General features: G+C 59.8%; 19 protein-coding genes. 15 read left to right on the plus strand and 4 right to left on the minus strand.

From position 1 onward, the window contains the following. Positions 1-119 precede the first annotated feature (119 nt). On the minus strand, positions 120-2,063 hold the full coding sequence (locus tag EGT36_RS16635) for an ABC transporter ATP-binding protein/permease (RefSeq protein ID WP_125270617.1): 1,944 nt from the start codon (positions 2,061-2,063) through the stop codon (positions 120-122). A gap of 216 nt (positions 2,064-2,279) precedes the next feature. On the opposite strand from EGT36_RS16635, the gene EGT36_RS16640 reads away from it, so the two are divergent. The 10 genes from EGT36_RS16640 to EGT36_RS16685 all read left to right on the plus strand — a co-directional run bounded on the left by EGT36_RS16640 (position 2,280) and on the right by EGT36_RS16685 (position 14,063). Then, on the plus strand, positions 2,280-3,488 hold the full coding sequence (locus tag EGT36_RS16640; protein ID WP_034497759.1) for an MFS transporter: 1,209 nt from the start codon (positions 2,280-2,282) through the stop codon (positions 3,486-3,488). A 137-nt stretch (positions 3,489-3,625) separates the two neighbouring features. Further along, positions 3,626-4,135, plus strand: a complete 510-nt coding sequence (locus tag EGT36_RS16645) for a cytochrome P460 family protein (protein WP_125270618.1) — start codon at positions 3,626-3,628, stop codon at positions 4,133-4,135. A 181-nt stretch (positions 4,136-4,316) separates the two neighbouring features. Next, positions 4,317-6,095 (plus strand): cytochrome c biogenesis protein DipZ, encoded by a 1,779-nt coding sequence (locus EGT36_RS16650; RefSeq protein ID WP_172965660.1) that lies wholly within the window; start codon positions 4,317-4,319, stop codon positions 6,093-6,095. 37 nt (positions 6,096-6,132) lie between these two features. Beyond that, a complete protein-coding gene (locus EGT36_RS16655) occupies positions 6,133-6,891 on the plus strand; it encodes an alpha/beta fold hydrolase (protein ID WP_125270620.1) in 759 nt (252 codons plus the stop codon). A 203-nt stretch (positions 6,892-7,094) separates the two neighbouring features. Then, positions 7,095-8,141: an alpha/beta fold hydrolase gene (locus EGT36_RS16660; RefSeq protein WP_125270621.1), complete on the plus strand. Its 1,047-nt coding sequence runs from the start codon at positions 7,095-7,097 to the stop codon at positions 8,139-8,141. Positions 8,142-8,235: 94 nt separating this feature from the next. Beyond that, positions 8,236-8,976 carry a response regulator gene (locus EGT36_RS16665; protein ID WP_125270622.1) on the plus strand — a complete coding sequence of 247 codons (741 nt, stop codon included), beginning with the start codon at positions 8,236-8,238 and terminating at the stop codon, positions 8,974-8,976. Beyond that, positions 8,973-10,316, plus strand: coding sequence for an ATP-binding protein (locus EGT36_RS16670; protein ID WP_125270623.1), 1,344 nt, complete (start codon positions 8,973-8,975; stop codon positions 10,314-10,316). The genes EGT36_RS16665 and EGT36_RS16670 overlap by 4 nt, the downstream gene beginning before the upstream one ends. Before the next feature lie 116 nt (positions 10,317-10,432). Then, positions 10,433-10,849, plus strand: coding sequence for an organic hydroperoxide resistance protein (locus EGT36_RS16675; protein WP_125270624.1), 417 nt, complete (start codon positions 10,433-10,435; stop codon positions 10,847-10,849). A gap of 289 nt (positions 10,850-11,138) precedes the next feature. Continuing rightward, on the plus strand, positions 11,139-12,557 hold the full coding sequence (locus EGT36_RS16680) for an aldehyde dehydrogenase family protein (protein ID WP_125270625.1): 1,419 nt from the start codon (positions 11,139-11,141) through the stop codon (positions 12,555-12,557). Positions 12,558-12,737: 180 nt separating this feature from the next. Beyond that, positions 12,738-14,063 carry an epoxide hydrolase family protein gene (locus EGT36_RS16685; RefSeq protein ID WP_125270626.1) on the plus strand — a complete coding sequence of 442 codons (1,326 nt, stop codon included), beginning with the start codon at positions 12,738-12,740 and terminating at the stop codon, positions 14,061-14,063. Positions 14,064-14,181: 118 nt separating this feature from the next. On the opposite strand, the gene EGT36_RS16690 is transcribed toward EGT36_RS16685, so the two are convergent. The 3 genes from EGT36_RS16690 to EGT36_RS16700 form a co-directional block, all read right to left on the minus strand. Then, on the minus strand, positions 14,182-14,388 hold the full coding sequence (locus EGT36_RS16690) for a hypothetical protein (protein ID WP_022563949.1): 207 nt from the start codon (positions 14,386-14,388) through the stop codon (positions 14,182-14,184). Positions 14,389-14,780: 392 nt separating this feature from the next. Continuing rightward, positions 14,781-15,761, minus strand: a complete 981-nt coding sequence (locus EGT36_RS16695) for an alpha/beta fold hydrolase (RefSeq protein ID WP_125270627.1) — start codon at positions 15,759-15,761, stop codon at positions 14,781-14,783. 14 nt (positions 15,762-15,775) lie between these two features. Then, entirely contained in the window at positions 15,776-16,294 is a 519-nt protein-coding gene (locus tag EGT36_RS16700; RefSeq protein WP_125270628.1) for a Dps family protein, read from the minus strand. A gap of 411 nt (positions 16,295-16,705) precedes the next feature. Between EGT36_RS16700 and EGT36_RS16705 the strand changes: the two genes are divergently transcribed. The 5 genes from EGT36_RS16705 (at position 16,706) to EGT36_RS16725 (ending at position 22,562) form a co-directional block, all read left to right on the plus strand. Beyond that, complete coding sequence (locus EGT36_RS16705; protein ID WP_125270629.1) at positions 16,706-18,997, plus strand: FdhF/YdeP family oxidoreductase; 2,292 nt, start codon at positions 16,706-16,708, stop codon at positions 18,995-18,997. A gap of 195 nt (positions 18,998-19,192) precedes the next feature. After that, the gene (locus tag EGT36_RS16710; RefSeq protein ID WP_125270630.1) at positions 19,193-20,773 is read left to right on the plus strand and encodes a sensor histidine kinase; all 1,581 of its coding nucleotides are present in this window, start codon (positions 19,193-19,195) and stop codon (positions 20,771-20,773) included. Beyond that, positions 20,766-21,422 carry a response regulator transcription factor gene (locus EGT36_RS16715; protein ID WP_113730722.1) on the plus strand — a complete coding sequence of 219 codons (657 nt, stop codon included), beginning with the start codon at positions 20,766-20,768 and terminating at the stop codon, positions 21,420-21,422. Before EGT36_RS16710 ends, EGT36_RS16715 begins: the two co-directional genes overlap by 8 nt. A 66-nt stretch (positions 21,423-21,488) precedes the next feature. After that, on the plus strand, positions 21,489-21,863 hold the full coding sequence (locus tag EGT36_RS16720) for a response regulator transcription factor (protein WP_004444449.1): 375 nt from the start codon (positions 21,489-21,491) through the stop codon (positions 21,861-21,863). A 234-nt stretch (positions 21,864-22,097) separates the two neighbouring features. Beyond that, positions 22,098-22,562: a hypothetical protein gene (locus tag EGT36_RS16725; protein WP_125270631.1), complete on the plus strand. Its 465-nt coding sequence runs from the start codon at positions 22,098-22,100 to the stop codon at positions 22,560-22,562. The last annotated feature ends 1 nt before the right edge of the window (position 22,563 follow it).

Consider the following 22,563-nt stretch of genomic DNA (forward strand, 5'->3'; position numbering starts at 1 on the left):
TACGACGTCACCGATTGACCGTCCACCGTTCATACGGGTGACGTGGAAAACATAGAAGCACCGAAAGAGCGATACTCATTCGCATTATATCAGGGGGTGGAGGTGCTGCGCGACTTTCGTCACCTGCGTTTGACCATGCGGCGGAGCAACGAGCCGGACCGGGCCTTCCTCGGAATGAGGTGGATATCGCTGACCAGCTTCGCGCCACCTTCCCGGCGTTCCAGCGTAATCTTGCGGCTGTGGAAGGCCTCCAGCTCAGCGCGATGTGCCACGCTGATGATCGTAGCATCTGGTAATTCGTCGATGACCGTCTGCATCATCCTGTCCTGGCTTTTTTCATCCAGGGCGGCGGTCGCCTCATCCATGACGATGATATCGGGATCGTTCAGCAGCAGGCGGGCAAAGGTGAGCCGCTGTTTTTCACCACCGGAGAGCGTCTGGTCCCACGGCGCCTCTTCTTCCACCTTGTCCTTGAGGTGGCCGAGACCGACTTTATCGAGAGCTGCGCCGATCTCTTCGGCAGTCCAGCTCTCCGCTGCCTGCGGATAACAGACTGCCCGACGAAGGGTTCCGGACGGGATATATGGCCGCTGCGGCAACATAAACAGCCGGCTGCCGGCACGAAAACTGACGCTGCCGCCGCCCCATGGCCACAGGCCGGCGATTGCCCGCACGAGCGTGCTTTTTCCGGATCCGGATTCACCTGCGACGAGCACCCGCTCGCCGGGTCCGATTTCGACATCCGTTTCCTTGACGACAGCAGTACCATCGCCCAGCGAAACGGATACATCCTTGAGGCTCAGCATCGTCTCACCCTCCGTTTCACCGCGCACGATCCGGCCGAGCGTATCGCTCTGTTCGGCCCGCTCGAGGCCGTCAAGCGACATCATCAGCGATGCGACACGCCTTGCGCAGGCATTCCAGTCCGCCAGCCGGGGATAGTTATCGACCAGCCAGCCGAAGGCGGACTGAACGATGGTGAAAGCCGATGCCGCCTGCATGACCTGGCCCAGCGACATGCTTCCGTCGAGGAACTTCGGCGCGCACAGCAGGACCGGAACGACGGGCGCAATCAGCATCGATCCATGCGACACGACGGTGGTACGCATATATTGCTGCGCCATTCGCTTCCACTGATGCCGGACATTGCGGAACCTGCTGTCGAGATCGCTGCGCTCTTCTTCTTCGCCACCCAGCAGCGCAATGCTCTCGCCATTTTCCCTCACACGGGTCAGCGTATAGCGGAATTCCGCCTCGAGCTGGTTCTTGACTTCCGAGACTTTGACGAAGTTCCGGCCGATCCACGCAATCGAGCTTGAGGTGATAAGCGCGTAAATTACCGCTGCCACTACCAGAAAGCCGGGTATCGTTATCCAAACGCCGCCGATCGGTAATGTCAGCGCGCCGCCGATCGTCCACAGGACGACGATGAAGGTGGATGCCGATACGAAGGCGGCAATGACCCCTGCGACGAAATCCACCGGCGCTTCAGTGGCGATCCTCATGTCCTCCGACAGCCTCGCCTCCGGATTTTGATGGTCGCCGTCAATCAGGTTAAGCTGGTAATAGCGGCCATTTGCAATCCACCGGGAGACCAGCACCTTCGTCAACCAGGACCGCCAGCGCCGCTGGATCCGCATCCTGACATAGACCTGCGACGTTACAATCAGGACGCTGCCCAGAACCAGCGGCGGGAATATGGAAGCGAGAAAATAGACGGTGGACGCGTCCCGTTTTTCAATCGCGTCGAAGATGCCACGATTCCAGACGTTGACACCGTATTGGAAAGCGACATTGATGCCGATCATCACCAACAGGCCGATGGAGAAGGGCCATGCCAGCCCGTCGCCGCGGCGGCTCCAGAAGCCGCGCGCGCTGATCCAAAAGCGTTTCAGCAGATATTTTTTGCGGGCCTTTTCGGCTTCCTCCGGCGTCAGGCCCTCGTCAGGTCCGATTTCCTCCGGCGGCAGCGGCTCATCGGCTGCATTCTCGACATGTACTTTCCCTGCACCATTCTTGCCGGTGCCATCGGCTCGTTTCGAATTTGCGTCAGCATCGGTCATGGACGGCTAAACGGATGGCGGTCCCAAAGGTTGCCCGCCCGCAAAGATTTCCCGCGGGCAGAAACGCGCACGACCCCGGACACATTCCTGCGTCCGCGCACGCGCCTGCGTTGTGCGCCGCACAAATTTGGACAAATAGGCATGAAATTCGGACTTTTAGATACATATCATCCAGACAAATTCATCTAAAACTCTCCTAACTCAAGGAGAGATACCATGACCGACACCACATCAGAGTTTGACGGGACAACGATGTCCCTCGACATCGAGGAGCAACCCGCCTGGACAGCCGCCACATGGTTCGCGGTTCTTTCGATGGCGGCCACCAGCTTTGCGCTGGTATCGGCCGAGTTCCTGCCGGCGGGACTGTTGACGCCGATGGCGCGTGACCTCGGCATCACCGAAGGGACCGCCGGACAGGTCGTCACGGCCACGGCATCCGTCGGCGCAGTGACGGCGCTGTTGAGCAACGTCCTCATCGGCAGGCTGAACCGCAAAACCGTGCTAGTCGGCCTGAGTGCACTGGCGATCGGCTCAAACCTTCTTGCTTCCTTTGCAACCGATTTCTGGCTTCTGTTGCTGGGCCGGGCCGGGCTCGGGATTGCTCTCAGCGGGTTCTGGGCGCTTTCGGTTGCCGTCGTGGCAAGGCTTGTGGGCGCAAATGCGACCGGGCGCGGCATGGCCATCGTTACCCTCGGCGTTTCGCTCGCCACAATCGCCGCGCCTTCGATGGGAGCCCTTATCAGCGACTGGCTGGGATGGCGCACGGCAATGTCGATGACGGCAGGGCTTGCCGTCATTGCCATGCTGCTGCAGATCCTCAGCCTGCCGTCGCTGCCGGCAAGCACCAGCAACAGCCTTTCCGATGTTTTCCGCCTGACGCGGCGGCGTAGCGTTCAGCTGGCCATGCTCGCGATCCTCCTGCTCATGACGGGACATTTCGCCGGCTCGGTCTACGTCCGTCCCTTCCTCGAGCAGGTGACGCTCCTCGGTACAACGCCGATTGCTCTCGCACTGCTTGGATTTGGCGTCGCCTCGGTGATTGGCAACGTCGCGGGTGGCCGGATGGCTGATGCCAGTATCCGTCTCGCACTCATCGTCACCGCCGCACTGATGGCATTTGCAACGATTTCCCTGGTTCTTTGGGGCGTCCATACCGGTGCCGCATTTGCTCTGGTCGCCCTTTGGGGCCTTGCCTTCGGCATGGCGCCTGTCGTGCTGCCGACCAACCTTTCCCGGGGCGCGCCGGATGCGCTGGAGGCGGCAGGCAGCCTGATGGTCGTTTCTTTCCAGGTGGCCATCAGCATCGGTGCAGTGTTCGGCGGCTATATCGTCGATTCCTACGGCGCCACCGCGCCGCTGGCTCTGACCGCAATCCTCGCGACATCCACCGTCGCGCTCGCGCTGCTGCAGCGCGCCGATTGATACGTGTGTGCCGGCGCTTCCCTCGCCGGCACAATCGCTGCTACGATCTGATACATAAATTCCGGTTTCAGGAAACATGCCGGATACCTGCCGCGCAGATCATCGTCTGATCGTTTTCGGATCAGGCAGGATTTGTCATGAAGAACCAGATTTTCTTTGCCGTCGCTCTTGCAGTTGCGGCAGCAGGTTTCGGAGCCGCTTATTCAAGCCTTGCTGACAGCCCGCCGGAAAACGCCTCACCCCTCTATGGCGTTACGCTTCCCGAGGGATATCGCGACTGGCGCTTCATCGCTCCCGCACAGGAAGCGCCGCCGCTCGATGAGCTTCGTGCCGTTCTGGCAAACGACATCGCCGTGAACGCTTACAAAAGCGGAACCCTGCCCTTTCCTGATGGCTCGATACTGGTGAAGCTTGCCTACAAGCGGCAGCAATCCGCGGAATTTCCACCAGCCACGATGCCGGGCGCGGCAACCACCGTGCAGGTGATGGTCAAGGACTCCAGGAAATATCCTGACAGCCATGGCTGGGGCTTCGGGCGGTTCGTCAACGGCAAACCGGTCGATACCGCACAGCACGAGACTTGCCTTTCGTGTCATGTCGGCAACGTCAAGGACCACGATTTCGTTTTCACACGATATGCGCCCTGACGAGCAAAGGGCCACGCCGCCGTTGCCATTCATGGTCGACGGTCCGTCCGCTCGCCTACACTCCCATACAAAATCACCCACACACCGACACATCAGAGATACGCGACGCCGGGAAGGTTGCGCCATTACCGGGTCACCTTCGCCGCCCGGTGCCCCTAATCCCAGCTGAAAGGAAAAGATAATGACGCTTCTGGTCGTTGCCTATCTCGGGGGCGTGCTGACAATTCTCAGCCCCTGCATCCTGCCTATTCTTCCCTTCGTCTTCGCGCGGGCCGGCCAACCGTTCCTGCGCAGCACGCTGCCGCTGCTCGCCGGAATGTCGATCACCTTTGCCGCCGTTGCGACGCTCGCTGCCATCGGCGGCAGCTGGGCGATCAACGCCAACGAATATGGCCGGCTCGCCGCCCTTTCAATGCTCTCCCTTTTCGGAATTGGGCTGATGTCACCGAAGTTCGCCTCTGTCCTGTCCCGTCCGGTCGTTGAATTCGGCAACCGACTTGCCAATGCCGCCGGCAAGCCCGGTGCCGCCCCGACGGTCACTGGCTCCCTGCTGCTCGGCATCGCCACCGGGCTCCTGTGGGCGCCCTGCGCCGGCCCAATCCTCGGGATCGTGCTGACCGGTGCGGCCCTGAAGGGCGCCAATCTGGAAACCAGCCTGCTGCTTTCCGCCTATGCCGCCGGTGCTGCGACATCGCTTGCCGTCGCCGTCCTCATTGGAGGCAGGGTGTTTGCGGCGATGAAGCGTTCCCTCGGCTTCAGCGAGCGTGTTCGCCAGGCAACCGGAGCAGCGGTGCTGGCCGGCGTTGCCGCCATCGCGCTTGGACTGGACACAGGTTTTCTATCGCAGATTTCCTATGCCAGCACGACATCGTTCGAACAGCACGTTCTTGATCGTCTCGACGCCGCCAGAGGGCCCGAACAGAAGGTAGAAGTAGCGGAGAAAACCGCAGCCACAGCGCCGGACGGTGACGCTGCCGCCATGCGTCCGGCACTGCCGGTTGAAGGCACCGCGCCGTCCCTCGATGGTGCTGTCGAATGGCTGAACTCCCCGCCGCTCGCCCGTGAAGACTTGCGCGGCAAGGTCGTGCTCATCGACTTCTGGACCTATTCCTGCATCAACTGCATCCGCACCCTTCCTTATGTGCGTGCCTGGGCGGAGAAGTACAGGGATCAGGGTCTCGTCGTCATTGGCGTGCACGCGCCCGAATTTGCCTTCGAAAAGAAGATCGACAATGTCAGACAGGCCGTCGCCGGCTTCAAGATCGAGTATCCGGTAGCAATCGACAATGATTACAGGATCTGGCGCGCCTTCGATAACAGCTACTGGCCAGCGCATTACCTGATCGATGCCAAAGGCCAGATCCGTTACCACCATTTCGGTGAGGGAGACTACAGGGAAACCGAAGAGGCGATTCAGGATCTGCTGCGCGAGGCGGGCAGCACCAGCGCATCCGCCACTGAGACCGTGACGCCTGAGACAAAGGGGGCTGAAGCCGGCGCGGACATGAGCCACATGCTCTCCGGCGAAACCTATATAGGCTACCGTCAGGCGCGAAGCTTTGCATCGAACGAGACAATGCGTGCAGACGCGCCCCGAGACTATTCGGTCACGGCGCCTGCCCTCAATGAATGGGGGCTCTCCGGCGAATGGACGGTTGGCGCGGAAGCGGCCACCCTTAATGCGGCAAAAGGCGGTATCACCTTCCGCTTCAGCGCCCGTGACCTGCATCTGGTGCTGGGTCCGGTTGATTCCGGCAAGCCGGTCCGTTTCCAGTTGACCGTGGATGGCCATCCACCGGGTCCTGATCATGGCGCGGATACGGATGCCAATGGCAATGGCGTCGTCACATCAACCCGCCTTTACCAGCTCGTTCGCCAGTCCGGCACCGTGACAGCAAAAACCTTCACCATCCGCTTCCTCGACCCCGGTGTGCAGGCCTACGCCTTCACCTTCGGTTGACCCGTTTTTTATCCGGCCACATGAAAGGAATAACACGATGCATCATCGTCTCATGCCAAAATTAGCGCTCGCCTTTGCAACCGCGCTGATTGCGTTTGCCGCACAGGCGGCGGAGGTGAAGAATATCGTCATCGTCCACGGGGCGCTTGCAGATGGTTCTGCCTGGCGCAAGGCAACGGACACCCTCGAAAGCCGTGGTTTCAACGTCACCATCGTCCAGGAACCCATCACCTCGCTTGCTGATGATGTGGCAGCAACAAACCGCGTGCTCGATCTCCAGCAGGGCCCCAGCCTGCTGGTCGGACACAGCTACAGCGGCATGGTGATTTCGGAAGCAGGCAATCGGCCCGATGTGGCGGGGCTCGTGTATGTCGCCGCCTTCCAGCCGGAAAAGGGAGAGAGCCTTCTTGACCTCGCCACAGCAAAACCACCCGCCGGAAGCGGCATAAAGCAGACGAAGGATGGCGCCTTCCTCTATCTGGATCCGGCGGTCTTTGCGCAGGATTTCGCCGCCGACCTGCCCCGCGACGAGGCTGCCTTCATGGCCAAAAGCCAGGTCTTCGCCGCCAAGGTAGCCTTCGCAGCCGAGGCGGGCGAACCAGCCTGGAAAACAAAGAAAAGCTGGTCGATCATCGCGACGCAGGACAGGTCGATCAACCCCGATCTCGAGCGTGACATGGCAAAGCGCGCCGGCAGCGCGGTGACCGAGATCGCCGGGAGCCACGCAGTCTTCGCATCCAAGCCCGAAGAGGTCGCAGACGTCATCACAGATGCTGCCCGGCGGTCCGCGAAATAAACACGGATCTGGTGGAACACCACCACAGCCGCTCCTACATCGGGAGCGGCTGATCTGCATTCAGAGGGCAACCTGAATGTATCAGTCTGTATATAGAAGGGGCGCTGCTACAAAACCATTCACATCAGGTTCGCCCGGGACACATCGGGGATACACGTACAGCGTTAACTGCCTGTCATCCAAAAAGGACAGGAGAGACGACAATGAATTCCGAGATCAATTTCCAGCGCCGCCGGTTCTTCGGCATTGCCGCAATGACTGTTGCCGCCGTAGAGTTCGGCGCGGCGGGCCTGGCCCAGGCCAAAGGCAAGGCGCCTTCAGCTACCCCGTCAGCACCAACAGGCGAAAAAACGTCCTTTGGGCCCCTGAAGCAGGTCAAAGCGGGTGTACTCGATGTCGGTTACGCCGAAGCCGGGCCCGAGGACGGTCCGGTCGCTCTGCTGCTGCACGGATGGCCTTATGACATCTACAGCTATGTTGACGTTGCGCCCATCCTCGCTTCGGCAGGATATCGCGTGCTTATTCCCTATCTGCGCGGATACGGCACCACACGTTTTCTTTCTGATGAAACGGCACGCAACGGGCAGCAGGCAGCACTCGCGGTCGACATGATCGCCTTTCTCGATGCCCTTGGCGTGAGACAGGCCGTCGTGGCGGGCTATGACTGGGGCGCTCGCACGGCCGATATCATGGCGGCACTCTGGCCCGAGCGCTGCACCGGCCTCGTGTCGGTCAGCGGCTATCTGATCGGCAGTCAGGAAATCAACAAAAAGCCACTTCCGCCCAGGGCGGAACTTTCCTGGTGGTATCAGTTCTACTTCGCGACGGAACGCGGCCGTGCGGGTTACGCCGCGAATACCCGCGACTTCGTTCGCCTGATCTGGCAAACGGCCTCCCCGACCTGGAAATTCACCGACGAAACCTTCAATCGTTCCGCTTCCGCGTTTGACAATCCCGACCACGTGGCGATCACCATCCATAATTACCGCTGGCGGCTGGCACTTGCCGAAGGCGAAGCCAAATATGACGACTACGAGCGCCGGCTTGCGAAACTGCCCCTCATCACGATCCCGACGATCACGCTGGAAGGTGACGCCAATGGCGCACCGCATCCGGACCCCTCCACTTACGCATCAAGGTTTTCGGGCAAGTACCAGCATCGCAATATCAACGGCGGCATAGGGCACAACCTGCCGCAGGAAGCGCCCGAGGCATTCGCCAAGGCCGTTCTCGACGTCGCAAAGCTTTAGGCTTGCCGAAGCCCGCGAACCGTTGTCTTACTGCTGTTGGCAGCGGGCAATGCAGCAGCGGGCCACTGAAACGTCCGCACGATGAAGGCATCCAATGGAACATATCGATCATATTCTCGTCGTGGACGACGACAGGGAAATCCGGGAGCTGGTTTCCAGCTACCTGAAGAAGAACGGCTTGCGAACAACGGTGGCTGCCGACGGACGGCAGATGAGGAGTTTTCTGGACGGCAATACCGTCGATCTGATCGTGCTCGACGTGATGATGCCGGGCGATGACGGCCTGGTTCTCTGCCGTGAGTTGCGGGCCGGAAAGCACAAGGCCACGCCGGTTCTGATGCTGACTGCCCGCGATGACGAGATGGACCGGATCATCGGGCTCGAAATGGGCGCCGACGACTATCTTTCGAAGCCCTTCGCCGCCCGGGAGCTTCTCGCACGGATCAAGGCAATCCTGCGCCGCACCCGGATGTTGCCGCCCAATCTGCAAATCAGCGAAGCGGGGCAGCTCCTGACCTTTGGCGACTGGCGTCTTGACACGGTGGGCCGCCATCTGCTGGACAGGGAGGGTACGACCGTGGCACTGAGCGGCGCTGAATACCGGCTTCTCAGGGTGTTCATCGATCATCCCCAGCGCGTCCTCAACCGCGACCAGTTGCTGAACCTCACACAGGGGCGCGATGCCGAAATCTTCGACAGATCGATCGATCTTCTCGTAAGCCGCGTGCGTCAGCGGCTGGGAGATGATGCGCGGGAACCCACCTACATCAAGACGGTGCGTGCGGAAGGTTATGTCTTTTCCGTTCCGGTGGAGATGTCGGAGCCAAGGGCATGAAAGGCCGGCACCTGCTTGCCGGTTGGTGGCCACGCTCGTTGCGGTCCAGATTATTTCTCATCCTGCTTGCCGGGCTTGCCATTGCCTACGGGTTGTCGTTCAGCATCCTCTTTGCCGAACGGTATATGTCTGCCAAGGCAGTCATGCTCGGGACACTGGAGCAGGACCTTGCGGTATCCATCGCCATCATAGACCGCCTGCCAGCGGAAGAACGGGCGGGATGGGTGAACCGCCTCGGCCGCAGCAACTACCAGCTCATCCTCGGTCCGGGCCTTCCCGGCGTCGCCGACATGTCCGGGCGCGGGGCAGAAATCGCGCAGAGGATCGAAGAGGCCGCCGGGCACCGGTTTCCGGTCAGGGTGGAATCCATTCCCGGCGACGGCAAAAGGCTTCAGGCTCATCTGACGCTGTCGGACGGCTCGCCCCTGACAATCGACGTAACACCAAGGGGTGTCATGCCCATCGCCGAATGGCTGCCCTACGTCTTCGCCGCACAAATGTCCCTTCTCCTCCTCTGCACCTGGTTTGCCGTGCGGCAGACGACCAGACCCCTCAGCGCGCTGGCAGCGGCGGCGGAAGCGCTCGATCCGGGGGAGAAGGGGTTGCCGATGAGTGAGAGCGGCCCGAGCGAAGTTGCCCACGCGGCTCGTGCATTCAACGCCATGCGCGATCGCGTCGCACAATATCTTGAGGAACGCGTCCAAATCCTCGCGGCGATTTCACACGACCTGCAGACGCCCATCACTCGGATGCGGCTGCGGGCCGACATGGCTGATGATACGCCGGAAAAGGAAAAGCTGGTCAGTGACCTGCGTGAAATCGAACGTCTGGTGCAGGACGGGATCGCTTATGCGCGCAGCGCCCACGGCAACGGCGAGAAGTCCTCTCGCATCGATCTGGCATCCTTCATCGACAGCATCGCCTACGACTATCAGGATACCGGAAAGGCCGTCACGGTTTCAGGCATTGTGCGCGGCACGGCGGCGACAAAAACGCACGCATTGCGACGGATACTCACGAATTTCATAGATAATGCCCTCAAATTTGCTGGCAGTGCCGAAATAAAAGTGGATCGGCATGCTGAAGGCGCTGTTGTCATCACGGTGCTCGACAAAGGACCGGGCATCCCCGACGAGATGCTGCACAACGCCATGCAGCCATTCTTCCGGATCGAGACATCGAGAAATCGCGACACGGGCGGAACGGGGCTCGGACTTGCGATTGCGCAGCAGCTTTCCGGAACGATCGGCGGCGCGGTACGCCTCTATAACAGGCAGGGTGGCGGGCTGGCGGCCGAGGTTTCTTTTCCCTCACACGAAGGCAGGCCGAGCACCTCGTAACGCGCCGATACGTTTCGATACAGTTTCGCGTTTTCCGGAAACATGGCCGATACGCTGATCCCTCACAAAGCTCCTATCGCAAAACGCCGCGGCAGCGGCAATCAAAGGAGCCTCCCATGACCAGAATCGAGACTGTTCTTTATACGGGCAAGACCCGCACGACCGGCGGCCGTGACGGATCGGCGCAAAGCGACGACGGCGCGCTTTCCCTCAAACTCTCGCCTCCGGGCAGCGGCAAGCCGGGAACCAATCCCGAACAGCTTTTTGCGGCAGGCTGGTCGGCATGTTTCATCGGCGCAATGACAAAGGCAGCGGCCAGGCGCCAGCTTCGCCTTCCGGCTGACACCGCCGTCGATGCTGAGGTTGACCTCGGCACGACGGATGGCGAGTTCTTCCTGCAGGCCCGCCTGTCCGTCAGCATGCCGGGCATCGATCGTGCCACGGCGCAGGCGATCGTCGAGGATGCGCACCAGATCTGCCCGTACTCCAAGGCAACGAGGGGAAACATCGATGTCACACTCAAACTCGCATAAACCGCTTTTCCGCCCGCGTTGGCTCGTCATCGCCCTCGTGCTCTCGGCAATATTCGCGGTGCCCTGTGTCTATGACGCAAGTTCAGACGAGCCTTCGCCGCTTACGGGACTTCTGGGCTTGCTTTGAGCGATGTGACCCTGGGAGAGGTTCGGCGCATGTCGCAGCCGCTTCACGCTTTCACCTCCGCGTGCCCCTCCAATCCACTCACGGAAGTTCCTTTGGGGGCAGTTCGCCGCGTTACGCTGCGACCATCGAACCGAACTTCCGACCTTCAATGAGGCCAGATCAATGCGAACAATAGAACAGATCTACGTCGACGGTGAATTTGTCATCCCGGTCGGCGATGAGCGGCTGGACCTTTTCAATCCGGCAACCGAAGAAAAAATCGGCGAGGTCCGTCTCGGCAACACCCATGATGCAAGGGCGGCGGTGGCAGCTGCAAAACGCGCTTTTCCGGCCATGGCGGCCTCAACCAAGATGCAGCGTATCGATATGCTGCGCAGCTTGCGCGATGTGGTCGCCGAGAGGCCGGATGAGCTTGCGCAAGCCATGACCGAAGAATACGGCGCACCCGCTTATTTTACGGCGTTCTCTGTTCAGAACGCCGCTTCAGTTTTTGATGTGATGGCCGAGACCGTTAGGAACTACGACTTTGACCGTGTTGTGGGCAAAAGCACGGTCAGGATGCTGCCCCGCGGCGTTCTTGCCGCCATCACACCTTGGAATAGCAATTTCGGATTTATCGCCACCAAGCTTGCCCACGCGATAGGCTCCGGTTCGTCCCTCGTCATCAAACCGGCAGAACAGAGCGCATTTCAAACGGATTTATTCCTGAGGAGGCTGCACCGGGCCGGCCTTCCGGCGGGGGTCTTCAATGTCATTAACGGCACGGGCCCCGTGGTCGGTGCGGCGCTGACGCAGAATCCCGACGTTGCGACCATCAGTTTCACCGGCTCCACTCAGGCCGCAAAAATAATTCAGCGCTCCGCGATCGACGGCATGAAAAGGTTGGTTCTTGAGCTCGGAGGAAAGGCGCCCACAATCATCCTTCCGGATGCCAACCTCGAAACCGCGATCCCTGTTGCCCTGATGTCAGGTTTTGCAAACAGCGGTCAGGCCTGCGTCGCGGGCACCCGCATCATCGCCCCTCGGTCCCGCCTCACAGAGATTTCGGAGAAGCTCCGGATGGAGACTGGGAAATTCAAGGTCGGCAACCCCCGCGATCCGGAGGTTCGGATAGGACCTCTCGCGAACGCTGCGCAGTGGGAGAGGATTCAGGCGTATATCCGACTCGGCATCGACGAAGGGGCGACCCTGCTGACGGGCGGCACCGGGCGGCCGGCTGGAATGGAAAAGGGCTGGTTCACCCGTCCGACAATCTTTGTCGGGGTCAGGAACGACATGCGCATCGCTCGCGAGGAGATCTTCGGCCCGGTCCTCTGCCTTATTGCCTATGACAACGAAGACGAGGCCATCGAGATCGCTAATGACAGCGATTATGGACTTCAGGCATATGTGCTCGGATCCGACCTCAGGCGTGCCGAAAAAATTGCCGAAAGGTTGGTGGCAGGCCGCGTCGTCATCAACGGCGCTCCTCATGATCCCCGCGCGCCCTTTGGCGGTTTCAAACAGTCTGGCATTGGCAGGGAAATCGGTGCCTTCGGCCTCGATGGCATGCTCGAACCGCGCGCCATTCTCACTCCGTGACACCAATTTTCGCCAGGCACGTGACGGCGCGCTCCGGTCTGCTGCACCCCGCGGCGTCAGCCGTGTCGGAACCGGCGTTCTGTGACGCAACACCAGGTCGAACCTAGCAGCCGGGACACGAGCAACATCCAACAGTCTCGGGTGGGAAATAATCGCAAAACTTATCATATGGAGAGAAATATGACCTACATACTTCATCCGGCGGAAACCGCACGCGGCACCGCGATGGTGCTTGGGTCTGCCATGGCCGCCGTACTGATGGCCTTTTCCCCGGCCCTTGCAGCGGAAACTGCCAAACCAGCACACTCGCTGACAGCTCGGGAAGACGATAGCATTCACCCGTTCCACGTGCATATCGACCAATCACAGATTGACGACCTCAAGGCGAGAATCAGAAATGCACGCTGGCCGGACAGGGAGACTGTGGGGGATATCTCCCAGGGCATCCAGCTCTCGCGGGTTCAGGACCTCGTTCGATACTGGGGCAGCGGCTATGACTGGCGAAACGCCGAAAACGAGCTCAACGCATTGCCTCAGTTTATCACCAGTATCGACGGTGTCGACATCCACTTTATTCATGTGCGCTCACGCCACCCCAATGCCCTGCCTGTCATCCTTACCCATGGGTGGCCGGGTTCAATCTTCGAGTTCACAAAGGTTATCGGCCCGCTGACGGATCCGACCGCCTATGGGGGCAAAGCCGAAGATGCATTCGATGTAATCATTCCCTCGATACCCGGTTATGGTTTTTCAGGTCACCCAACAGATCTCGGCTGGGGACCGGATCGTGTTGCACGCGCTTGGGACGTTCTTGTTAAGCGTTTGGGCTACACACGTTATGTCTCCCAAGGTGGCGACCATGGCTCGGTCATTTCCGATGCTCTCGCACGCCAAGCTCCGAAGGGTCTGCTTGGCATCCACCTCACTATGCCAGCCACAGTTCCCGGAACGCTGATGAGGGGTATCAGCAGCGGTGACGCTGCGCCGGCAGATCTCTCGCCTCCCGAACGAGATGCCTACAACGCTCTGCAGACATTTTTCGGCAGAAACGCTGCTTACGGCGCGATGATGGTTACGCGACCGCAGACGATCGGATATTCTCTCTCGGATTCTCCCATTGGTCTTGCATCGTTCATCTATGAGAAGTTCGCGCAGTGGAGCGACAGCAATGGTGAGCCCGAAAGCGTTCTTTCAAGGGACGAGATGCTCAACGATATCACCTTATACTGGTTGACCAACAGCGGCGCCTCTGGCGCACGCTTCTATTGGGAAAACAACAACAACAACTTCAGCGCGGACGCCCAGAAGACCCGCGACATTAAGATCCCCGTCGGTATCACGGTGTTTCCCAAGGAGATCTACCAGGCGCCCGAGAGCTGGAGCAGGCAGGCCTATCCGTCACTCGCCTATTATCATCAGGTGGATCACGGCGGGCATTTTGCAGCCTGGGAGCAGCCCGATATTTTCTCCCGTGAGCTGCGGGAAGCTTTCCGAAAGCTGCGCTGAATCCCGTCAGACAAGCGCGGGATCAGCCCGCGCTTCACTACGTATTGCGTCTGGTCTTTCTATAACGCAAAGAAGCCGCCCCCGATTTGGGGCGGCTTTTATACCAAGCCGAGCCATTTCAGGCGGCAGCAGCAATCCGTTCCTTCATCCACTGATCCAGCGACAGTCGCAGGGTTAAACGTTCGACCTCATCTGTTGAGGCAATTCCAATCAGGTATCTTGCGGCATCGACGGCCATGGCGCAGCCGATCGGAAGACGATTATCTTCGCAAAACTCATTTAAAACCTTGCGGATCGCCAGGAGCGATACGACTTCGTTGGACATCACGGTTCTCCATACTTGATAGCGACGTTGTGCCAATCGATGGGCAAGTCTTGTGTCTGGAGTTTTTCGTTAAAAGCCGGGAATGGTACCCGGATGTAGTTTCACCGGTTTGCGATACAATAAGCGACTGTCAACGGTGGCGATCGAAGCACGCGGCTGGCACTTTGGTGCTGGGACTTGACCTCGACTGCTTCAGCCCGGCGTCGCCCTCAATATCCCGCCCTGTTCTGCACGAGAGCGGAAGCTCAAGCTGGATATCCTCCATCTCCGGCAGGCTCGCGATCCCGTCACGAAGGACAGGAGTTTCATCAGCTGGTCTGACGGCATCGAAATCTCCTTCTCCGTGGAAACCGGCCGCCGCCCGCTTTCGCTGGCAGCGGCGCCTTACGCGATCAGCCTTTCACAAAAGCCAGCAGATCGGGATTGATAACGTCTGCATGGGTGGTGAGCATACCATGCGGGTAACCTTTATACACCTTCAGCGTCCCGTTCTTCAGAAGCTTGACCGACAATTCGGCGGAGGCCGCAATCGGCACGACCTGATCGTCATCGCCGTGAAGGACGAGCGTGGGCACCGAGATTGCCTTCAGGTCTTCCGTCTGATCGGTTTCCGAGAAAGCCTTCACGCCATCGTAATGGGCCTTGGCGCTACCCATCATGCCCTGACGCCACCAGTTCTTGATAACACCGGGATAGACCTTCGCGTCCGGACGATTGAAACCGTAGAAGGGGCCGGTCGGGACATCTAGGAAGAATTGGGCGCGATTATCGGCGACGCCCTTGCGGAAACTGTCGAAGACTTCGATCGGCAGGCCGCCGGGATTAGACGGCGTCTTCAGCATCAGCGGCGGAACAGCGGAGACGAGCACGGCCTTGGCGACACGGCCGTGCGGCTCGCCGAATTTTGCGACATAACGGGCGACTTCGCCACCGCCTGTTGAGTGCCCGATATGAACCGCATTTTTGAGATCGAGATGTTCTACGACGGCAAAGGCATCGGCGGCGTAATGATCCATGTCGTGCCCGTCGCTCACCTGCTGCGACCGGCCGTGGCCGCGGCGGTCATGCGCCACGACGCGATAACCGTTCTCTACGAAGAACAGCATCTGCGCGTCCCAGTCGTCGGATGACAATGGCCAGCCATGATGGAAGACGATCGGCTGGGCATCCTTCGGGCCCCAGTCCTTGAAAAAGATATCGACGCCGTCCTTGGTCTTTACGAATGATTCCGTCATTGGAAATGCTCCTTCGGTGGGAGGTGGGGTGGAGTTTGAAAAAGCTGCCGATGGCATGGCCATCGCCGTGGAAAGTGCCGCGCCCGCCAGCAGAAGGTGCCGTCTGGAAAGCGCGAGCTCGATGGGATTGCCGGCCATTTCCTGTCCTGCGTTCAGCGCGCACGGCGCGTGGTTTCAAACAGGAACCATGTGCGCCGCTCGGTCTCGTCGATCCAGTTCTCGATGAGACTGGTGGTCGCGTGGTCGTTGAGGTCGGAGGTAAGGCTGTGCGTTTGCCGCAGGATGGCGGTCAGCTGTTTGTTATCCTCGCGCAGTTCGGCAAGCATATCCTCAGGCGTGACGAAGTCGGCGTCATTATCGAGGAGGCGCTGGAGGCGGGCGATATGTCCGATGGAGCGGATGGTGGTACCGCCGATCTTGCGCGCCCTTTCGGCAATGTCGTCGGTCATGGCAAAGATCTGGGCGCCCTGTTCGTCCAGCAGCGTGTGATAGTCACGGAAATGCGGACCGGAAACATGCCAGTGGAAGTTCTTGGTCTTGACGTAGAGCGTAAAGACATCCGCCAGCAGGGCGGTCAACGCCGCGGCAATGTCGCGGCTTGCCTCCGCTCCGAGATCGGTCGGGGTTGCAAGTGGAAGCGTGCGGTTTCTGGAAGCTGTTGTCGTGTCCATGATCGTTCTCCTTTGGCAATCGACCGCCCGTTGTTGAGCGTCCCTGTTGCGGCTGTCTGATCGGCCCCGAGAATAGGGAGAAGAACGGGTGAGGAGAAATCGGCTGCTGGTACAGTTTACCCGATACCTAAGTGTAGTTTCGGCTAAGGCCGGCCCGGGATAACGTTTGCCCGTCGCCCTGCCCCTCGGCGATTGGCTCACAGAAGCCGGAGCTCCGGCGTCCCCTTCCCGGAGCCGCGGATCTCCCTCCCGATCCGCAAAAGGCCGCCCCCGCCGCAGGAGGCGGCCTTTTCGTTTCGCCCTCTGGTGAGCAGGCAACCTATGCATGAGTATGATGTTTAAGCTTGCGTACGTGGGCTAGTGTCGTGGCGCACGACAATCCCCAGGCTGCAAAATCGAAGGACATCCCACATGACAGAAGAACGCCCGGAAGGTATTGAAAAATATGATCATCCCGCCGGCGGCTGGGATGCGTTGAAAGCCGTCGCGAAAACCCTCGCCCACCAGCAGATCGTCGCCCAGGGCACCATGACGCTGCTCAAGGCAAATCAACCCGAAGGCTTCGACTGTCCCGGCTGCGCCTGGCCCGATCCCAAACACACCTCATCGTTCGAATTTTGCGAAAACGGCGCCAAGGCGATCACATGGGAATCGACCGCCAAACGATCCGGACCTGAATTTTTCGCACAGCACACGGTCTCCGAATTGTGGCAGTGGACCGACCACAAGCTCGAGGATGCCGGAAGGCTGACCCTTCCCCTGCATTACAATGCCGAGAGTGATCGCTATGAGCCGATCGCCTGGGACGATGCGTTCCGCCTGATCGCGCAGGAGCTCAACAAGCTTGGCGACCCAGACATGGCCGAATTTTACACGTCAGGCCGGGCGTCCAACGAGGCTGCTTTTCTCTATCAGCTTTTCGTGCGCGCCTTCGGGACGAATAATTTTCCCGATTGTTCCAACATGTGCCATGAGGCAACCAGCGTCGGCCTTCCGAAATCCATCGGCGTCGGCAAAGGCACAGTGACGCTGGAGGACTTCGATCATGCGGATGCGATCTTCAGCTTCGGCCATAATCCGGGCACCAATCATCCCCGCATGATGACGACGCTGCATAATGCCGCAAAACGCGGTGTGCCGATCGTCGTTTTTAATCCGTTGAAGGAACGGGCTCTGGAGCGTTTCGCCGCGCCGCAGGACCCGATCGAAATGGCGACGCTCTCTTCCACTCCGATCGCCTCCGCCTATTATCAGTTGCGCACCGGCGGCGATCTGGCCGCCCTGAAGGGCATCATGAAGGCGGTGTTTCAAATGGATGCGGAAAGCCTCGATGCGGGCGGAGCCGGCGCACTGGACCGGGCCTTCATCGAGCAACATACCTCAGGCCTCGACGCGCTGCGCAGCGATATCGACGCCACCTCATGGGATACGATCTGCTCGGTCAGCGGGCTGACGAGGGAGGCGCTAGAGAGCGCTGCCCGGGTTTACGTCAACGCCTCCAATGTCATTATCTGTTACGGCATGGGTATAACGCAGCACGCCAAGGGTACGAGCAATGTGCAGCAGATTGCCAATCTACTGCTGCTGCGTGGCAATATGGGCCGCCAGGGTGCGGGGATAGCGCCCATTCGCGGCCATTCCAATGTTCAGGGTGATCGCACTGTCGGCATCACCGAAATCCCGAACAAGGCGCTGCTGGATGGCATGGAACGCGCCTTCGGTTTTCGCCCCTCCGCCGAAAAAGGCCACAATGCCATAGAAGCCGTCGAGGCAATCATCGCCGGAAAATCCCGGGCGCTCATCTGCCTTGGCGGAAACCTCGCCGTCGCCATGTCGGATACCGCCGCGACCTTCGAAGGTATGCGCAAACTCGATCTCGCTGTCCACATTGCAACGAAGCTCAATCGCTCGCATCTTCTGACGGCACGGACATCGCTGATTTTGCCCTGTTTCGGGCGAACCGATCTGGATACACAGGCCTCCGGCCCGCAGGCGGTGACCGTCGAGGATTCCATGTCGATGGTTCATGCCTCACGCGGTTTCCTCAAACCGCCAGGCGAACTTGTGCGGTCGGAGCCCGCCATCATCGCCGGCATCGCCAAGGCAACCATCGGAAACCGTCACGGCATTGACTGGGACTGGCTGATTGCCGATTACGATCGCATCCGCGACAAGATCGAAGAGGTCTTCCCTGACTTCAGGGATTTCAATAGCCGGGTCCGCGTGAAGGGCGGCTTCCGCCTTGATGTCGCAGCCTCCTTCCGCCGCTGGAACACGGAGAGCGGCAAGGCCAATTTCCTTGTCGCCACCGGGATCGAGGAAGATCCGCTGATCTCCAATCCGGACGCCCTCGTACTGACGACCATCCGCAGCCACGACCAGTACAACACAACGATCTACGGCATGGATGACCGTTATCGCGGCGTCTTCGGCCGCAGGGACGTCATCTTCATGAATCGGCACGACCTCGCCGAACGGGGCCTGAAGGATGGCGACCGCATCGATATTCACGGTATCGCCAAAGACAGTGAGGGGCGCCACCTCGTTCAGGGTTTCACGGCTGTTGAGTACGATATCCCGAAGGGCTCGGCAGCGGGTTATTATCCCGAGATGAATGCGGTGGTCGCGCTAGGCCGCTATGATCGCCTTTCGGGAACGCCTTCCTATAAAGGCGTACCGATTACGGTGAGTGCAGCTGTCTGACGAGCGAAGGGCCGGTGCGCATTGCAAAGGCAATGGGCCCCTGTGGACGAGGTCTTGGGTAAAAATTTTGCATATGGCGCCACACCCATTTGCCGCTATCGTGATGGTAAGATGGCGGTGGCACCCAAGACCTATGTATAGGTCAGGTTGTGCTGAAAAAACCGTATTGTCGGCAAAAATCGCATCGGGGGAACAATGTCGATTGCGTCAATGATGTTTCGCGCGCGAGAGCCGGAGGATGGAGCCCACCATCTGGTTTTTGGAATTGGCGCGCTGGTGCTGGCGGCCGGAGTATTTTACGTCGACACCTATACCGACATAGAAGGCGCGATCGCCGTTCTTTATGTCATCACGGTTCTTCTGGCCGCGCAGGCCGTGAGCTGGTCAGGTCTCATCGCGACCTCCTGCACCTGCGCCATTCTATCGCTGCTGTCCTATGCGGCGACCCATGCGCAGGACGCCGACTTTCAGTCTGCCCTTAGGTTGGTGGTCGCCCTTGCGGCACTCGCCGTTACCACCATGCTGCTGCTGAAAACCGAAACCGCGCGGCTGGCGATGCTGTCCGTCAACGCGGCGCTCAAAGAAAGCGAGGAGCGCTATCGCTCCATTTTCGACCGCACGCGCGTGGCACTCTGGGAGCGGGACTATTCGAAGCTTCACGCCCTGTTGATGGGCCTCAAGCAACAGGGCGTCACCGATATGCGCGCCCACGCACGCGCCAATCCGGGTTTTACGCAGCAATGTATCGACCTCATCACGGTCGTTGCGTCGAATGAGGCCGGAAAGGAAATGCTCGGTTACGACTCCTCTCTGCGCGGAACCCTTCAGCGATCGATCGTTTCGTCTTCCGGAAAATTCGTCGATGTCCTGCAGGCGATCATCGATAACCGGCGTGTTTTTGAAGACAAGGTGGTGGTGCGCACGGAAAGCGGTGAAGACAAGCTGGTGCTTCTTTCCATCAGCTTTCCGGCCGAGGCCGCCGCCTTCAATCGCGTGGTGGTGAGCATGGTGGATATCACCCAGCGCGAAATGGCGCTGAAGGCGCTGGCCGAAGCGAAGGCAGAGCTGACGAAGGCTTCAAAGGCCGCGGCGGTGGGCGCCATGTCAGCATCGCTCTCCCACGAATTGAACCAGCCGCTAGGGGCCATCATCGTCAATGCACAGACATTGCTGCGGTGGCTCGATCGCGATCCGCCGGATCTCGCCGCGGCCCGCCGTTCGGCCGAACGCATGATCCGTGACGGCCAGCGCGCCAGCGACATCATCCAGAACACACGCTGTCAGCTCGCCCATACCAGCGGCAAGACGGAAACCTTCGATCTTGATGAGTTCATTGACGAAACGCTCAGCCTTCTCGAACACGAGCTCGAGCGCAGTGGCACCGCCGTCCACGTGGAGAAACAGGCCACTCCGCCAATAACGGCCGTCAGGATCGAATTGCAGCAGGTCCTCATCAACCTTCTCACAAATGCCATTCAGGCGATGGAAGAGGCAGGCAGCACCAATCGCACCATCATGGTGCGGAAAGAACGTGAAGACGGTCTCAATATCCATATTGCCGTTCACGACAATGGACCGGGTTTCCCCGCGCAGATGAAGGAAAAGCTGTTTTCACCATTCTACACGACAAAGGAGACAGGGATGGGCATGGGGCTATCGATCTGCCGCACCACTCTGGAAGCGCGCGGCGGCAGGCTGACCGGTGACAATCACCCCCTCGGCGGGGCGGTCTTTACCATTTCCATGCCGATCAGCCAGGAGATGGAACATGCCTGACCCACGCAAGCAGGCGAAGGAGCCACCCCAACCCGTCGTTTTCATCGTCGACGACGACGTGTCGATGCGCGAGGCGCTGACCGATCTGTTTCGCTCCATGAAGTTTGACGCCGAAGCTTTCGACAGTGCCACTGCCTTCCTCGAAAAAGCCAACCTGAACCGGCCGGGTTGTCTGCTGCTCGATGTGCGGCTTCCGGGCATCAGCGGCCTCGACTTCCAGATGCAGCTGGAACGCGTCGGCAACAGGATGCCGATCATTTTCATGACCGGCTTCGGCGATATCCCGATGAGCGTGCGGGCGATGAAAGCCGGCGCCGTGGATTTCCTGACAAAGCCCTTCAAGGAACAGGACATCCTGGACGCCGTCGCGGCAGCGATGGAACGGGATGCATCACGACGCCGCGAAAGCGCCCAGAACGAGGCCGTCTCCTCCCTTGCCGAACAACTGACGCCGAGGGAACGCGAGGTCATGAGCGCCGTCGTTCGCGGTCTGATGAACAAGCAGATCGCCTATGAGCTAGGCATCAGCGAGGTCACGGTAAAACTGCACCGCGGCAATGTGATGCGCAAGATGGAAGCGAGATCGGTCGCCGATCTCGTTCGCAAGGCGGAACTGATCGGCGAGAAGATGCGCCCACCTGTATCTTAGTATGGTATCTTTGAGGGCGGCATGGGCGCATAGAGGAAGAAAGAAAAACAGAAAAGGTCGCTTTCATTGCCCCCCGTTCCCGTCATTGCCGTCGTTGACGACGACCCTGCCATCCGTGAAGCCATGGACGATCTCATCATGTCCTTCGGTTACCAATGCCGCCTGTTTGCTTCTGCCGAACAGTTTCTGGACGCGCAGCAGCAGGCGGACATCGACTGCATCGTTGTGGATGTGAAGATGCCCGGCCTCTCCGGCATCGAATTGCAGAGTGAGTTGAACCGGCGCGGCGAGCATGCGCCGATGATTTTCGTGACCTCCTATGAGGATGACCGCACCCGCAACGCCGCCCTGAGCGGCGGCGCCCTCGCCTTTCTGCGCAAGCCGGTCAATATCGGCAAACTGATGGGATGCCTGGAATCGGTTCTCGGACCGCAGCCCTGACCTTCGGTTGACGCTCTCCCTTCGAACCCTGTTTTTTATGCCCCGGCCCCGTGGCACGCATTGCCGTTGACGGAATTCCTCCCGGCGTTTGCCATTCCGCCACGACCTTCCGCCATACCAACTAGACCTCTGTATAGGTGCCCGCAGCGCTGACCCGCCGTAGCCTTGTCCCAGTCAAACGCCTCCCTCCCGGACGGTCCTGACGACACGATCATCCATTTTGAGGAGCAGGGCATGACCTCCATCAGTCAGAAGACAGACGAGCGCAAACCTCGACATCTCAAGCTCGCAACGGTGCTGGCATTGGGCGCGACCGCAGTGCTCGCCGGCAACGCTCTCCTGATCAGGAATACCGAGCCGGCGCTTGCCGTCTCTGAAAACGTTGCATCGGCCAGCGCCTTCCGCATCCTCACGCCGCAGGCGATCGACAGGCTGGCCGGACTTTCGGGTCCTGTTGCTCCAGGGGAGGATGCGGCAACAGGCGTGTCAGCTCCGGCAAATGACGAAACGTCCTGCATCGCCATCCGCGCCGCCCGAAAAACGGACCGGTACGAGGCGCTCGAGCCAAAAGCCTTCTGTCAACTGCAGCACCGTCTCTTCAATGCCGAGCTGATTGATCGCATTGCCGCGCTCCAGCTCGCATCACAACCCGACGATACCGGTACCTCGTCGCAACTCGCCATGAACAAGGAGTTCTGAA

Origin of the sequence: Agrobacterium sp. FDAARGOS_525 (genome assembly GCF_003938925.1) — a bacterium.
Lineage (GTDB): Bacteria > Pseudomonadota > Alphaproteobacteria > Rhizobiales > Rhizobiaceae > Agrobacterium > Agrobacterium pusense.

What these genes read in the sequence shown, in the direction of transcription:
- EGT36_RS16635 (WP_125270617.1), bottom strand. Translation starts at nt 2,063, where the DNA reads ATGACCGATGCTGACGCAAATTCGAAACGAGCCGATGGCACCGGCAAG.
- EGT36_RS16640 (WP_034497759.1), top strand. Translation starts at nt 2,280, where the DNA reads ATGACCGACACCACATCAGAGTTTGACGGGACAACGATGTCCCTCGAC.
- EGT36_RS16645 (WP_125270618.1), top strand. Translation starts at nt 3,626, where the DNA reads ATGAAGAACCAGATTTTCTTTGCCGTCGCTCTTGCAGTTGCGGCAGCA.
- EGT36_RS16650 (WP_172965660.1), top strand. Translation starts at nt 4,317, where the DNA reads ATGACGCTTCTGGTCGTTGCCTATCTCGGGGGCGTGCTGACAATTCTC.
- EGT36_RS16655 (WP_125270620.1), top strand. Translation starts at nt 6,133, where the DNA reads ATGCATCATCGTCTCATGCCAAAATTAGCGCTCGCCTTTGCAACCGCG.
- EGT36_RS16660 (WP_125270621.1), top strand. Translation starts at nt 7,095, where the DNA reads ATGAATTCCGAGATCAATTTCCAGCGCCGCCGGTTCTTCGGCATTGCC.
- EGT36_RS16665 (WP_125270622.1), top strand. Translation starts at nt 8,236, where the DNA reads ATGGAACATATCGATCATATTCTCGTCGTGGACGACGACAGGGAAATC.
- EGT36_RS16670 (WP_125270623.1), top strand. Translation starts at nt 8,973, where the DNA reads ATGAAAGGCCGGCACCTGCTTGCCGGTTGGTGGCCACGCTCGTTGCGG.
- EGT36_RS16675 (WP_125270624.1), top strand. Translation starts at nt 10,433, where the DNA reads ATGACCAGAATCGAGACTGTTCTTTATACGGGCAAGACCCGCACGACC.
- EGT36_RS16680 (WP_125270625.1), top strand. Translation starts at nt 11,139, where the DNA reads ATGCGAACAATAGAACAGATCTACGTCGACGGTGAATTTGTCATCCCG.
- EGT36_RS16685 (WP_125270626.1), top strand. Translation starts at nt 12,738, where the DNA reads ATGACCTACATACTTCATCCGGCGGAAACCGCACGCGGCACCGCGATG.
- EGT36_RS16690 (WP_022563949.1), bottom strand. Translation starts at nt 14,388, where the DNA reads ATGTCCAACGAAGTCGTATCGCTCCTGGCGATCCGCAAGGTTTTAAAT.
- EGT36_RS16695 (WP_125270627.1), bottom strand. Translation starts at nt 15,761, where the DNA reads ATGGCCGGCAATCCCATCGAGCTCGCGCTTTCCAGACGGCACCTTCTG.
- EGT36_RS16700 (WP_125270628.1), bottom strand. Translation starts at nt 16,294, where the DNA reads ATGGACACGACAACAGCTTCCAGAAACCGCACGCTTCCACTTGCAACC.
- EGT36_RS16705 (WP_125270629.1), top strand. Translation starts at nt 16,706, where the DNA reads ATGACAGAAGAACGCCCGGAAGGTATTGAAAAATATGATCATCCCGCC.
- EGT36_RS16710 (WP_125270630.1), top strand. Translation starts at nt 19,193, where the DNA reads ATGTCGATTGCGTCAATGATGTTTCGCGCGCGAGAGCCGGAGGATGGA.
- EGT36_RS16715 (WP_113730722.1), top strand. Translation starts at nt 20,766, where the DNA reads ATGCCTGACCCACGCAAGCAGGCGAAGGAGCCACCCCAACCCGTCGTT.
- EGT36_RS16725 (WP_125270631.1), top strand. Translation starts at nt 22,098, where the DNA reads ATGACCTCCATCAGTCAGAAGACAGACGAGCGCAAACCTCGACATCTC.